This is a genomic window from uncultured Capnocytophaga sp. (assembly GCF_938029845.1).
Lineage (GTDB): Bacteria > Bacteroidota > Bacteroidia > Flavobacteriales > Flavobacteriaceae > Capnocytophaga.
In genome coordinates, this window is sequence record NZ_CALHGG010000078.1 from 27520 (window position 1) to 41701 (window position 14182).

A 14182-nucleotide genomic window follows, 5' to 3' on the forward strand; every position below is an offset into this window, starting at 1 on the left:
GTACTAATCAATTAAAAAAATAAAAAAATGATAAGAAAGATAACCGCTATTTTTCTTCTGTTTTGCTCTGTCTCTGTAATTTTTGCTCAGGAAGACAAGGAGAAATTGAAGAAAGAAAATGAAAGTAAAATAAAAAAAGCTAATGATCTCTATGGTAAATATGCCTATATAGATGCTATTAAGATATACGAACGTATAGCAGAACAAGGGTATGTAGATCAAAATGTCTTGGAAAATTTAGGAAATTCTTATTATTTCAATGCTGACTATACTACAGCTTTGAAATGGTATGACAAGCTCTTTGAAAACGCTAAAAAAGATAGCCAAAATTACAAAATTACTCCAGAATATTACTATCGTTATGCACAATGTCTTAAATCGGTAGAGCGCTACGATGAAGCAAAGACTATTTTGGATCAATTTATAAAGCTTACAGGTAAGGAAGACCTTCGTGCTCGCAAATTGGAAGAGCATTCAGACTATTTGCAAGTAATCAAAGATAATTCAGGTCGCTTAACAATTAAACCTGTAGATATCAATACCGAATTCTCTGAATATGGTACTGCTTTCTATGGAAAAGATGAAGTAGTATACACTGCAAGCCGAAAGACATCAGCTCGTGGTACTTCTAATTGGACAGGTGAGGGCTATTATGATCTCTTTAGAGCAAAATTCAGCAATGGACAACTTACCAAAGAGGAGAACTTCTCTTCCAAGCTCAACTCTCTTTTGAATGAGTCAAGTCCTGTATTTACAAGAACAATGGATACGATCTATTTTACTCGTAACTACCAAGTTCCGCTTTCTAAAGAAGAAAAGAAAAAGAAAGCAGAAGAGAAAGTTCTCTTGGAACTTTATCGTTCTGTTAGAAAAAATAACGAATGGACAGATCCAGTGCGCTTACCTTTCAATGTCATAGGCTACAGTGTGGCGCATCCTGCCATCACTCCTGATGGAAAATGGCTCTACTTCGCTGCTGATATCAATGGTACTCGTGGTAAGTCCGATATCTTCAGAGTACGTATCAACCATAAGAAAGGTGTTTATGGAAAACCAGAAAACTTAGGTGATCTTATCAATACTGAAGGTAGAGAAACTTTCCCTTATATTTCTTCTAAGAATGTGTTATTCTTCTCTTCTGATGGTCTTCCTGGTTTAGGAGGTTTGGATATTTTTGCTGTGAAAATAGAACAAGATGGTTCTCTTAAGAGATTGCAGAATATAGGTCGCCCAGGTAATACTCCTGACGATGACTTTGCTTTTGTACTTGACGAAGACAGAAGTGTTGGTTTCCTTTCTTCTAATCGTCCAGGAGGTAAAGGAAAAGATGATATCTACTATTTTATACAAAACAGACCTTTGGAATTTGATTGTAAAAAGACTATCAAAGGGATTGTTAAGGATATAGATACTAAAGAAGTACTAGGTCACGTAACTCTTACACTCTCCGATAGTGACCAAAAAGAAATTGCCAAGATTGACAATAAACCCAACGGAGATTATGACTTTGGTGCTAAGACAGTAAATTGTGATGATACCTTCGTATTCATTCGTGCTCAGCGAGAGGACTATGCAGTAGTAGAAGAACAAGTGAGTATCCGTGAAAAAGGTACTGTTATTGAGAAAGAAATCTTGATGAAAACCACCAAGAAAAAACTTAAGAAAGGTGATGATTTAGCTAAGATCTTCCAGATAAAGGAAATCAAGTTTGACCTTAATAAATATAATATTCGTCCTGATGCAGCTGCTGAATTGGTTAAAATCGTAGAGGCAATGAAGGATCATCCTACTATGAAGATCTCTATCCGTTCTCATACTGATAGCCGTGGTTCTGATAAGTATAACCTTATCCTTTCTGACAAACGTGCCAAAGCTACTATGGCTTGGATTGTAAGTCAAGGAATTGCTAAGAACAGGCTTACTGCTAAGGGATATGGAGAAACACAACTCGTTAACCATTGTAAGAATGGCGTTCCTTGCTCTGAAGAAGAACACCAAGAAAACAGACGTAGTGAGTTTATCATTGTGGAAATGTAAAATTTTTTCATAGTTTATATTTTTTACGGCAATGGGGAAACCTATTGCCGTTTTTTATACTAAAACTTTTTAAGGTTAAGTCTTGGTTTTAATAATATTTTTTTTAATTTTGTACCTTATAAGAACTAAGCTATAAAACACTCTAAATGGCTATTTTTTTATATCAAAAAGCAGAGGAGTGTGGTAAATTGTAAGATTAATTATTTAACAAAATGAATCTGTTTATGAAAAAAGTGCTATTTTTCCTTTTGGTGTTATCGGCTATAACCACTCAAGCACAATACACAGATATTATTAACTCAAACAAGCCTGGGCGCTCTATGGGGGCTTATTCGGTGGGAAGGAAGGTGGCTCAAGTGGAATCAGATATCTATTATGAGACCAATAAGCATGACCTCTTAGGTCTTTCTCAGGAGAATGTAGGACTGAATTATATGGTACGTTATGGGGTTTGGAGAGACCAGTTCGAGATTGTAGGCGATGGTACGCTACTTTATAGCAACCGCTCTACCGATGGCGTTTCATCGGGGAAATTGGGCTTTCAGCGTACTACTCTTGGGGTGAAATATTTGTTCTATGACCCCGTTTTTCTAAGTGATATCAATGTATATAGCTGGAAGGCTAATGCAGAGTTCAAGTGGCGAAAATTGATCCCTGCCATTTCACTCTATGCGGGGGTAAATCTCTTAGAAAAAAATCGTTACCTCTATGAGGTGATGAATGAGAGCTACCCAATAGCTACCCCCAAGGCAATGATTATCCTTCAGAGCCATCCTCTCAAAGAAGTGGCATTGGTTCTCAATATCATAGGAACTAATATAGCTTCCCAACATGCACAGTATAGCTATGTGTTCACTCTTACCCACAATCTTTATGATGATCGTTGGAGTATCTATTTGGAAAATGAGGGGATTACAAGTGATTATTACAAGGATTCTCTGCTAAGAGGGGGTGTTTCTTATCTCATAGATGAAAATTTTCAAATAAATGCTACCATAGGGGCTAGTTGGAAAACTACACCAACACGTTATATGGGCGGAATAGGCTTCTCTTATCGTTTCTATGATAGATATAAGGACATAGAATATGAAGCTAAGAAAAAAGCTAGAGATAAACAAAACAAGGAAGATGCTCAGATTTTTGGCTTTTAATTTATTCACTGAAAGATAGCGGAGTTTCTGTGTAAATAATTGTAGATGAATATCTTATAAGGTTATCAACAAAAAAAGCTATTTTGTTGAATATATTAAGGTGTAAAAGTTGCAATTTATAGAAAAACATCGTAGTTTTGCATTGTTGTAACCTAACTAAAATTTTGAAAGTATGATTTTGGAAGAATTTAAAAAATACGCTGACCAGATGAGAGCCCAACTTTCTGGCATACTATCAGTTAGCTTTATAGGTACAGAACATGGTGAGGTGTTATACAACCAATCTTTTAGTGGATTAGACTATTCCGCTACTTCAAAGTTTGAGGCTGAAATAGCTAAAAATGCACTTCAAGAAATTAAATATATAGATAACATTCATGAAGATTCACTTCGTGAGATTACCATATCCAATAATGAGCAGATACATGTAATCTATGTGTCTAAGGATTTTGATTACTTGATACATATTATCACAGATGCTACCAAGGTCAATTATGGGGTCTTGAGTGTGATTCATAAGCAATGTTATGAGGCAATGAATCAAGTGGTTACATTTGATAATATACAGACAGAGCTTTATAATACCAATACAACTTCCGAAGCTCCTAAGAAAGAAAGTCATTTCAGAAAATTATTCTTTAGCTAAAGCATACAAACCATGGAACAATTTTTGAACGAATATGCAGCACTACTCTTTAATAATGTGCCAGGGGTGATCTCTGTTTCATTGGTAAGTACCCTTGATGGCTCTATCGTAGCCTACAAAGCACGCCCAGGAGTAGATAACCGCCTAGCAAGCTCTTACCAAGTAGAAATCTTTAGAAATGCTATTCTTTCTTTCGAAAATACAGAAGGACTTGCCAATAAAACAGTAGATGATGTATGCTTGGTATATCAAGGGCAAACGCACTTAATTGGGCTTTTGCAGAGCAAAAAGGTCTTAGATCATGTGATACTTGATGATACGGCTATCGTGGGGCTGGCCAAACTCCTAATCAGGAAAATACGTACTGAGACAGAAAGCAAATCTTTTTGTAAAATAGTGAATAATAATTAAAAATCATACTTTATAACATAACTTACCGAAATCCATAACTTGTTTTTGGTAAGTTATTTTTTTTGATATCATGAAAAAAATAATTATTGCCATAGATGGTCATTCTTCTACTGGAAAAAGTACTACCGCTAAGCGTGTAGCCAAAGCTTTACAATATGTGTATATAGATACGGGAGCTATGTATAGGGCTGTTACTTTTCTAGCTCTTGAAAAGGGTTTTATCTCTTTGCCACATGGGGGAGAGGAGAAACAGATTTTGAATATTGATAAGGATGGCTTGCTCTCAGCACTTAAGCAAAGTACTATTCGTTTTGAGCACAATCCACAATTGGGAGTCTCAGAAATCTACCTTAATGGGCAGAATATTGAGAAAGAAATACGAGGCTTATCCGTAGCAAGTTATGTGAGTGAAGTGGCTAAAATCCCTGAAATACGTGCCTATTTGGTAAACTTGCAACGTGAAATGGGACAACAGAAGGGAGTGGTCATGGACGGACGTGATATAGGCACTGTTGTATTCCCTAATGCTGAGCTGAAGGTATTTATGACAGCTTCGGAAGAGATACGTGCCCAAAGACGCTTTGAGGAACTCCAACAAAAGGGAGAGCCTGCTACTTACCAAGAGGTACTCAAGAATATACAAGAGCGTGACTATCAAGATACACATCGCAAAGAATCACCTCTACAAAAAGCTCCTGATGCGGTGGAGATAGATAACTCTCATACCTCACTTGAGGAGGTGGTAGCTCAGATTGTACATCTGGCTGAAGAAAAAATAAAAGCGTAGTTGCCTACGCTTTTTTCTATAAATGTCCGTCAGCTTCAGGAAGTATACCCTTTACATCGTAGAGGATACTATGAGGCTTTCTTAGCTCTTTCCAAGGCAGAGAAAGGAACTCCTTATGGGCAACAGCCAGTACAATGGCATCGTATGGTAGCTCCTTAGGTAAGGTTGTTAGGGAGCGAATTTGGTGTTCTTCCCATACTTCTTCTGGGTGTGCCCAAGGGTCATATACGGTGACTTGGGTGTGGAAAGCCTCTAATTGGCGTACCACATCGGTAACTTTAGTGTTGCGTACATCGGGGCAATTCTCCTTGAAGGTGATACCCAGTACAAGGATACGTGCTCCATGAATAGGGATTTCACGGGAGATCATCAACTTAATAACTTGATCAGCTACATACTTGCCCATAGAATCGTTCATACGGCGACCTGCTAAGATGATCTCGGGGTGGTAACCTACCTCTTGAGCTTTTTGAGCTAAGTAATAGGGATCTACCCCTGTACAATGGCCTCCTACAAGACCTGGAGAGAATTGCAAGAAATTCCACTTGGTTCCTGCCGCTTCCAATACTGCTTGTACATTAATATCCAACAAATTACATATTTTTGCCAATTCATTGACAAAAGCAATATTGATATCTCGTTGTGAGTTCTCTATTACCTTAGCAGCTTCGGCTACTTTGATAGAGGGAGCCAAGTGGGTGCCAGCCTCAATTACCGATTGGTAGAGGGCATTGACCTTTTGTGCGGTCTCTGGGGTGGAACCAGAGGTGATTTTTAGAATATGTGCCACTGTATGGAGCTTATCCCCAGGGTTGATGCGTTCAGGGGAATAACCTACGAAAAAGTCTTGGTTGAACTTCAGTCCTGAGACCTGTTCCAAGATAGGTACACATTCTTCTTCGGTACAACCTGGATATACGGTAGATTCGTAGATGACGATATCTCCTGCTTTGAGGTATTTGCCTACAACCTCACTGGCTGAGTGTAGGGGGGCAAGTAGTGGTCTATGGTGCTTATCCACAGGGGTAGGCACCGTAACAATGAAGTAGTTACACTGTGCTAAGTCATCGGGGTTATGGGTACAGAAAAGACCTATTTGTCCCTTAGTAAGAGTGGGGTTTGTTGGGGTTAAGACTTCTTGTAATAGGTTTTTTTCTACCTCAAGAGTAGTATCTTCCCCTCTTTGTAGGGCTTCCACACGTAAGGCTTTTTTGTCATAACCCACTACAGCATAGCGAGTAGCCAAGAGCCGAGCCAAGGGCAGACCTACATATCCAAGTCCAATGATAGCTATTTTAGGGGGATTCATTGTGTCTTTTGCTTAATTTATTCTGTTATATACCTTTTTCGTCTAAAAATTGTTGTAGGGAGATAAGGTCAGGGAAATTCACATCACGTGCCTTGCTACCCTTATTGGCACCTACGATACCGAGCACTTCCAACTGATCCATGATACGGCCGGCACGCGCAAAACCTACCTCTAACTTACGTTGTAGCATGGAGGTAGACCCCAATTGACTATTCACAATAAGTTCAGCAGCATCTCTCAGTAGGGGGTCTTTCTTACTCATATCTACGTCAACAATACCATTTTCGCCTCCTTCACCCACATATTCGGGGAGTAAGAAGGCATCGGGATAACCACGTTGGGCACCAATGAAGTTAGCAATACGCTCTACCTCAGGGGTATCTACGAAAGCACATTGGATACGTATTAGGTCATTGCCTTGCGTATAGAGCATGTCTCCCTTACCGATAAGTCGTTGGGCACCAGGGCCATCCAAAATGGTCTTGGAGTCAATGGACTGTGATACCTTGAAGGCTACACGGGCAGGGAAATTCGCCTTAATAAGCCCTGTAATCACATTCACTGAAGGTCGTTGAGTAGCGATGATTAGGTGGATACCTACGGCACGTGCTAGCTGTGCCAAGCGAGCAATAGGAAGCTCTACTTCCTTGCCTGCTGTCATGATAAGATCGGCAAACTCATCTACCACTAGGACTATATACGGCAAGAACCTATGACCATCATTAGGGTTGAGCAGTCGAGACTTGAACTTCGTATTGTATTCCTTGATATTGCGCACCATAGCATCTTTCAGCAAGGAATATCGGTTGTCCATCTCTATACAGAGAGAGTTGAGGGTATTGACAACTTTGGTGGTATCGGTGATAATAGCTTCTTCACTATCAGGAAGTTTAGCTAAGTAATGTTTCTCTATCTTATTGTAGAGGGTAAGCTCCACTTTTTTAGGGTCTACAAGGACAAATTTTACCTCAGCAGGGTGTTTTTTGTAGAGTAGGGAAGTAAGTACGGCATTAAGCCCTACTGATTTTCCTTGTCCTGTAGCACCTGCCATAAGCATGTGAGGCATTTTGGCTAAGTCGGCTACGAAAGTCTCATTGCTAATGGTTTTCCCAAAAGCAATAGGTAGCTCCATTTCTGCTTTTTGAAAATTAACCGAACTGATGACAGATCGCATAGGTACCATGGCAGGATGCTTATTAGGCACTTCTATACCGACAGTCCCTTTCCCTGGAATAGGAGCAATGATACGAATCCCTAAGGCTGCCAAGGAGAGCGCTATGTCGTCTTCCAAGCTTTTGATCTTGGAGATACGTACGCCAGGGGCAGGAGCTATTTCATAGAGGGTAACAGTAGGCCCTATCACAGCGGTAATACGTGAGATGTCTATTTTGTAGTCACGTAAGGTCTGAATAATGGTGTTTTTGTTTTCCTCCAATTCCTCATCATTGCGCACTACGCCTGCATCTTTGTATTCCTTGAGCAGGTCTATAGGAGGGAATTGGTAAGACTTGAGTTCCAAGGTAGGATCGAACTCGCCAAAGTCTTCTACCAAGCGGCGAGCTACATCTTCAGGATTAACAGTTTCTTCTTGCTTGATTTCCACCTTGAAAGCACTATCCTCTTCCTCTTCTACTGAGGGAGTAGCCTCTGGAGTCAGGGGTTCTTCAGGGTGTAAGCGTGGAATGTCATCTCGGTGCGTATAGACATCTATCTTTTCGTCAGTAGCTTGACCATCTTCGCTTTCTTGAAAGCCTGTTGGGTCAGGGGCAAAGGACTCCTCTCCTGCTGGAGGGGTTTCCGTAGGGGTTAAGGGGACAATTTTACCCTTAAGGGGAGTGGAAAAAGAGGGTTTTTTATGGTTTTTAATCCAGTTATTACTTGTATCTATTGAATCTTTGATCTTATCAGGGGTGATGTGGAATTTTCTAACAAGATATACACAAAGTATAGCTAGCAACACCAAGGCAGTACCTAAATGCCCTATGTAATCGCTTAGGAAGGCATTGAGTTCATACCCGCCTATACCACTGAGAATGGTAGCATCGGATGAGAAAAAGCCAAAGGAAACCGAAAGAAAGAGCATCCACAATATCCCCCAAAACCACTTGTTGAGCATCTTGGTCTTAGTATCCAAAATGAGTTTTAAGGCTGTAAGAGTCAAAAGAGAAAGCGGAATAAAAGTAGCTATCCCAAAGCCTCTGTATATGAAAAGGTTACCCACGTAAGCCCCTATCTTGTTGAGGATATTCTGTGGTCGTACATTCCTGTCAGCAAACTCGCTTAGGATACTTTGATCAGCCTGCCAAGTGAAGATAAAGGAGATAAAAGAGGCACAAAGCGCAAAACATACAAAAAGAAGAATCACCCCTATAGAGACTTTTCGCTCCAATAGGGTATTTCGCTTGCCTTTGTTCTCTTTTCCTTTCTCTTTCTCAGTCTCTGGGGATTTGGTTTTTGCCATGATTATGGACACATCTTAAGTTAAAAAACAGCTGCAAAAATACGAAAATAATGACAAGTGACAAGTGACAAGTAACAAATCTTTTTAACAACAAAATTAGTCACTTGTCACTTGTCATCGGTCTTTGGTTATTCCTTATTGGTAATTGAAAATGCCGTATTCGCTTTGTATAGTAACCTTTTTATGGTCTGATTTCTCTACACGGCCTACGATTTGGGCGTCTATATGGAAAGATTGGGAGATACGGATAATATCGGCTGCAATCCTTTCAGGGACATAGAGTTCCATACGGTGTCCACAGTTGAACACCTGATACATTTCTTTCCAATTGGTTTTAGATTCTTCTTGAATGAGTTGGAAGAGGGGAGGCACAGGGAAGAGGTTATCCTTGATAACGTGTAGGTTATCTATGAAATGTAGGATTTTCGTTTGGGCGCCTCCGCTACAGTGTACCATGCCATGAATATCAGTAGGACTGTATTGGGAGAGGATTTGCTTAATCACAGGAGCATAGGTGCGGGTAGGAGAGAGCACTAGCAGACCAGCATTGAGCGGGCTATCAGTCACTGTATCGCAGAGGTTTTTGCCTCCTGTATAGACTACTTCCTCAGGGAGTCCACGATCATAGCTTTCAGGGTATTTCTCTGCCAAGACCTTAGAAAATACATCATGTCGTGCCGAAGTAAGTCCATTGCTGCCCATGCCGCCATTATAGCTCTTCTCATAAGTAGCTTGTCCGAAAGAGGCCAAACCTACGATAACGTCTCCTGCTTCAATACGTGCATTGTCGATCACTTGACTGCGCTTGATACGCGCTGTAACGGTGGAATCTACAATAATGGTACGTACTAGGTCACCTACATCAGCGGTTTCACCCCCTGTGGAGTGAATGGTAACTCCATATTGTCCCAACTCCTTGATGAGTTCTTCAGTACCCCCTATAATAGCTGCAATCACTTCCCCAGGGATGAGCCTTTTGTTACGACCAATAGTAGAGGAAAGTAGGATATTGTCGGTAATTCCTACACAGAGGAGGTCATCAATATTCATAATTAGGGCGTCCTGAGCGATGCCCTTCCATACAGAGAGATCACCCGTTTCCTTCCAATACATATAAGCGAGGGAGGACTTAGTGCCAGCCCCATCGGCATGCATCACAAGGCAGTATTGGTCATCTCCACTTAAGTAATCAGGGATAATCTTACAAAAGGCTTTAGGGAAGAGTCCCTTATCAATATTCTTAATAGCGTTGTGAACCTCCTCTTTGGTAGCAGAGACCCCACGCATGGCGTATCGGTTGTCCATCTGAAGTAATGGTTTTTTAGCGGTTTTTACAAGTGCCAAAGGTAGTGAAAAAAGTTGATATAAAAAACTTTTACTTTTTACTTTTTACCTTTTACTTTTTTCTCTATCTTTGTGCGCAGAAAAATGCCTTAATATTTTCTACTTGTATAATGGTAGAAAATAAGAACATGTATAATATAAACTATTGAAAATGAGTAAGTTTTTTTCTGTTTGTCAAAAGATATTCAGCGGAATAGGAGTGATTGCCATAGCGCTTTTGCTTATCAATGCGGTGGCTTCTCCTGCTGAAACGGAAGTGCCAACCCTTAGTGCGGACGACCCCATCATGGTAGAGGCGATTTCTGAAAGAGATAGCTTGCCTATGTATCAGATTCGTGCCTTTGACTTGCCTAAAAAGCTGGATTTCGCAGGTGAAGCGGTGCCATTACAGCTATCCGATGTCAGAGAACGTCTCGATAGGGAGCTGTTGGTCAATGTATATTGGCAGTCCAATGGGCTATTGCTTATCAAGCGAGCACATAAGTTCTTCCCGATTATAGAGCCGATCTTACACAAATACGATATTCCTAACGATTTCAAATACCTAGCTCTAATAGAAAGTGGTCTGACGAATGTGGTTTCTCCCTCAGGAGCAGCAGGCTTCTGGCAGTTTATGAAAAATACAGCTAAGGAGTATAACTTGGAAATGGAGGATACGGTAGATGAGCGCTATCACTTGGAGAAAGCCACTGAGGCTGCTTGCTTGTATTTGAAAAAAGCCAAGGAGGAAATGGGTAGCTGGACACTCGCTGCCGCTGCTTACAATGCAGGAAAGGCAGGGATCCGTAACCAACTGAATAAGCAGGAGGTAAGTAGTTACTATGACCTACACCTGAACAATGAGACTAGCCGCTATGTATTCCGCATTTTGGCTATTAAGGAGATTATGAGAAATCCAAAGAAGTACGGATTCAACTATAAGCAAGATCAGCTATATAGCTTGGAACCTGTACAATATATCACAGTGGATTCTACTATTACCAACTTAGCAAGTTTCGCTAAGCGTTATAAAACCAATTACAAGACAATACGCCTACTGAATCCTTGGATAAGAGATTTTTCTCTCCAAAACAAGTCAGGGAAGACCTATGTAATCAAAGTACCTAAATAAGTGGTTAGTGATCAGTTGTTAGTGGTTAGAGGTTAGTTTATGACAACTTTTCACCCACATACCCAGCTCCAAGTATTCGCTGGCTTTACTTTTCATTCTTCACTATACACTTTTCACTTTTTATTTTTCATTTTTCACTCATTTTGATAACAGCAACTAATATACATAAGAAATTTGGCCAAGTAGAGATACTCAAAGGGGTAGATATCCAAGTGGAGAAAGCCCAAGTGGTCTCTATAGTGGGGGCTTCAGGGGCGGGGAAAACCACTCTATTACACATTCTCGGTACACTCGATACTATGACAGAAGTCGAGGGGAGCAGTCTTATTATCAATGGAATAGATGTTAGAAAGCTCTCGGCTAAGAAGCTAGCACAATTCCGCAATGAGCATATAGGGTTTATATTCCAGTTTCACCAACTCCTGCCTGAGTTTACTGCCTTGGAGAATGTTTGTATTCCTGCTTTTATAAAAGGGACAGCACGCCAAGCAGCCGAAAGTAGAGGAAAGGAATTATTGGACTATTTAGGGCTTTCCCATAGGCTCTCTCATAAGCCTGATGCACTTTCAGGAGGAGAGCAGCAACGAGTAGCGGTAGCTCGCGCCCTAATGAACCAACCTGCGGTCATCTTTGCCGATGAGCCTAGTGGTAACCTTGATTCAGAGAGTGCCCAGCAGCTACACCAGTTATTTTTCTCCCTGCGAGACGCCTTTGAACAAACCTTTGTGATTGTAACCCACAATACCCAGTTGGCACAAATGGCTGATAAGACCTTTACTATGCAGGACGGAAGAATTAGTGACTAAACACAAATCACTAACAAAAAAAATAGTGAAAAAAATTTGGTAGTTTCAATAAAAGTTCGTTACTTTGCACCCCGATAAAATAATGAACTAAAAAGTGATAAAATGGCACAAGTTTGTGAATTGACAGGTAAAAAAGCAATGGGTGGAAACAATGTTTCTCACGCCATGAACAAAACAAAGAGAAAATTTAAAGCGAATTTGACAACCAAGCGTTTCTATATTCCTGAAGAAGACCGATGGATTACCCTTCGCGTTTCAACAAGCGCTATCAAAACCATCAACAAAAAGGGAATTTCTGCAGTAATCAAAGAAGCTAAAAAGCAAGGATTTATTAAATAACCTATAAAAATCATATACCATGGCTAAAAAAGGAAATAGAATACAAGTAATCTTAGAATGTACTGAACATAAGGATTCTGGACTTCCAGGAACTTCAAGATATATTACTACTAAAAACAAAAAAAATACTCCAGATAGGTTGGAGCTTAAGAAATACAACCCTATCCTAAAGAGAGTTACCGTTCATAAAGAAATTAAATAAATAATACTATGGCAAAGAAGACAGTAGCAACTTTACAGGGTAAATCTAAGCGATTGACCAAAGTAATCAAAATGGTGAAATCACCTAAAACAGGTGCTTACACTTTCGTAGAAGGCGTAATGGCTCCTGAATTAGCAGAAGAATTCTTAAAAAAGAAATAAGTAAGCCCCTTATAAGGGCTTTCTTATTTTTTAGCTATAAAGATTATAACATAGCAGGCTATTCATAGTATGTGAGTAGTCTTTTTTTATTTCTAACCATGAAAAAAGCAGTGATTATAGGCTTAGGACTTATAGGAGGTTCCTTTGCCTTGGAACTTAAGAAACGCTTACAATATACCGTAGTGGGTATAGATAAGAATCCTCAGCACTTGCAGGAGGCTCTTGCCTTGGGGATCATATCCGAAGCAATTGATTACCCACAGATAGCCGATGCAGACCTTGTACTAGTGGCAGTTCCTGTGAATCGTATAGCACAAGTAGTCCATGAGGTATTAGACCATGTAGGGGAGAATACCCTAGTCATGGATGTAGGTTCAGTCAAAGAGTCTATCTGTAAGGAAGTAGCCCAACACCCGCGCCGCAGCCAGTTTGTTGCTGCACACCCTATGGCAGGTACTGAATACTCAGGCCCTCAGGCTGCCCTATATGACCTTTTTGACGGTAAGGTGATGGCCTTATGTGAGGTAGAGAAAAGTAATTGGAAGCTCTTGGATAGGGCTTTGGATATTAGCAAAGCGCTCAATATGAGGGTCAAGATGATGTCGCCTACAGATCATGACCTTCATACAGCCTATGTCTCCCATTTATCCCACGTAAGCTCCTTTATGTTGGGTAAGACCGTATTGGAGATAGAAAAGGACGAAGCACAGATCTTTGATTTGGCTAGCACAGGTTTTGCCTCCACTGTGCGATTGGCAAAGAGCCACCCTCAAATGTGGACACCTATCTTCTTGGAAAACAAGACTAATGTACTCAAAGCTCTTACCGAGTACATCAAAAACTTAGAAAACTTCAAACATCTTCTCGAAACCGATCAAGCAGACGCTATTACTCAAAATATCAAAGAGGCAAACTATATACGTAAAATACTGAAATAGCAGTCAGTGGTCAGTAGTCAGTTGTCAGAGGACAGTTGTTAGTTGTTAGACACTGTCTACTGAATACTGACCTCTGTCTACTGCCTACTGTTAAACACTTAACATTATTTTTTATCGTATAAATTCTTACTTCTCACCAGCCTTTTCCTTGACTTTGTCCCTTGCATTGTTGTAATTTTGCACTCTGTTCGGTTATCAGTATTTAGTGGTTAGTGGTCAGTAGTCAGAAGACAGCGGTCAGACACCCATAGCTGGTTTTGTACGAGTTTTCATTATATAGAGCTCATGTTAATGGGCATAGTTTTCCGTAGAGACGCAATTCATTGCGTCTTGTAAATTATTGTCCCCCACGCTGGCGCGAATACCCAACTAGGTATGTGTAAATTTTGATTATATCGAACTCATGTTAATGGATGAGACATTCTGTAAGACGCAATAAATTGCGTCTCTACACAGGCGCTGGCTAAGACAATTCCTAA

The 14182-nt window shown here is 40.2% G+C and carries 14 protein-coding genes; 11 read left to right on the plus strand and 3 right to left on the minus strand.

Annotated features, from left to right (window positions below; all coding sequences use genetic code 11):
• Positions 1-27 precede the first annotated feature (27 nt).
• The 5 genes from Q0625_RS05720 (at position 28) to cmk (ending at position 5032) form a co-directional block, all read left to right on the plus strand.
• Entirely contained in the window at positions 28-2037 is a 2010-nt protein-coding gene (locus Q0625_RS05720) for an OmpA family protein (protein WP_298824389.1), read from the plus strand.
• Positions 2038-2261: 224 nt separating this feature from the next.
• Positions 2262-3188, plus strand: a complete 927-nt coding sequence (locus tag Q0625_RS05725) for a transporter (RefSeq protein WP_298824392.1) — start codon at positions 2262-2264, stop codon at positions 3186-3188.
• 172 nt (positions 3189-3360) lie between these two features.
• Positions 3361-3834: a hypothetical protein gene (locus Q0625_RS05730; protein ID WP_298824395.1), complete on the plus strand. Its 474-nt coding sequence runs from the start codon at positions 3361-3363 to the stop codon at positions 3832-3834.
• A 12-nt stretch (positions 3835-3846) separates the two neighbouring features.
• On the plus strand, positions 3847-4245 hold the full coding sequence (locus Q0625_RS05735) for a hypothetical protein (RefSeq protein WP_298824398.1): 399 nt from the start codon (positions 3847-3849) through the stop codon (positions 4243-4245).
• A 70-nt stretch (positions 4246-4315) separates the two neighbouring features.
• Positions 4316-5032 (plus strand): (d)CMP kinase, encoded by a 717-nt coding sequence (gene cmk / locus Q0625_RS05740; protein WP_298824400.1) that lies wholly within the window; start codon positions 4316-4318, stop codon positions 5030-5032.
• A 16-nt stretch (positions 5033-5048) separates the two neighbouring features.
• Here the strand turns inward: cmk and Q0625_RS05745 are convergent, their stop codons facing one another.
• The 3 genes from Q0625_RS05745 to Q0625_RS05755 all read right to left on the minus strand — a co-directional run bounded on the left by Q0625_RS05745 (position 5049) and on the right by Q0625_RS05755 (position 10107).
• Positions 5049-6341: a nucleotide sugar dehydrogenase gene (locus Q0625_RS05745; RefSeq protein ID WP_298824402.1), complete on the minus strand. Its 1293-nt coding sequence runs from the start codon at positions 6339-6341 to the stop codon at positions 5049-5051.
• Between the two features lie 25 nt (positions 6342-6366).
• On the minus strand, positions 6367-8802 hold the full coding sequence (locus Q0625_RS05750) for a DNA translocase FtsK (RefSeq protein ID WP_298824404.1): 2436 nt from the start codon (positions 8800-8802) through the stop codon (positions 6367-6369).
• A 135-nt stretch (positions 8803-8937) separates the two neighbouring features.
• Complete coding sequence (locus Q0625_RS05755; protein WP_298824406.1) at positions 8938-10107, minus strand: AIR synthase related protein; 1170 nt, start codon at positions 10105-10107, stop codon at positions 8938-8940.
• Between the two features lie 190 nt (positions 10108-10297).
• On the opposite strand from Q0625_RS05755, the gene Q0625_RS05760 reads away from it, so the two are divergent.
• The 6 genes from Q0625_RS05760 (at position 10298) to Q0625_RS05785 (ending at position 13703) form a co-directional block, all read left to right on the plus strand.
• Positions 10298-11257: a lytic transglycosylase domain-containing protein gene (locus tag Q0625_RS05760; protein WP_298824408.1), complete on the plus strand. Its 960-nt coding sequence runs from the start codon at positions 10298-10300 to the stop codon at positions 11255-11257.
• 143 nt (positions 11258-11400) lie between these two features.
• A complete protein-coding gene (locus Q0625_RS05765; protein ID WP_298824410.1) occupies positions 11401-12063 on the plus strand; it encodes an ABC transporter ATP-binding protein in 663 nt (220 codons plus the stop codon).
• Between the two features lie 102 nt (positions 12064-12165).
• Entirely contained in the window at positions 12166-12402 is a 237-nt protein-coding gene (rpmB, locus tag Q0625_RS05770) for a 50S ribosomal protein L28 (RefSeq protein WP_298824412.1), read from the plus strand.
• Between the two features lie 19 nt (positions 12403-12421).
• Positions 12422-12604, plus strand: coding sequence for a 50S ribosomal protein L33 (gene rpmG, locus Q0625_RS05775; protein ID WP_009641682.1), 183 nt, complete (start codon positions 12422-12424; stop codon positions 12602-12604).
• Between the two features lie 8 nt (positions 12605-12612).
• Positions 12613-12765, plus strand: a complete 153-nt coding sequence (locus Q0625_RS05780) for a DUF4295 domain-containing protein (protein ID WP_002670441.1) — start codon at positions 12613-12615, stop codon at positions 12763-12765.
• Between the two features lie 98 nt (positions 12766-12863).
• Complete coding sequence (locus tag Q0625_RS05785) at positions 12864-13703, plus strand: prephenate dehydrogenase (RefSeq protein WP_298824414.1); 840 nt, start codon at positions 12864-12866, stop codon at positions 13701-13703.
• The last annotated feature ends 479 nt before the right edge of the window (positions 13704-14182 follow it).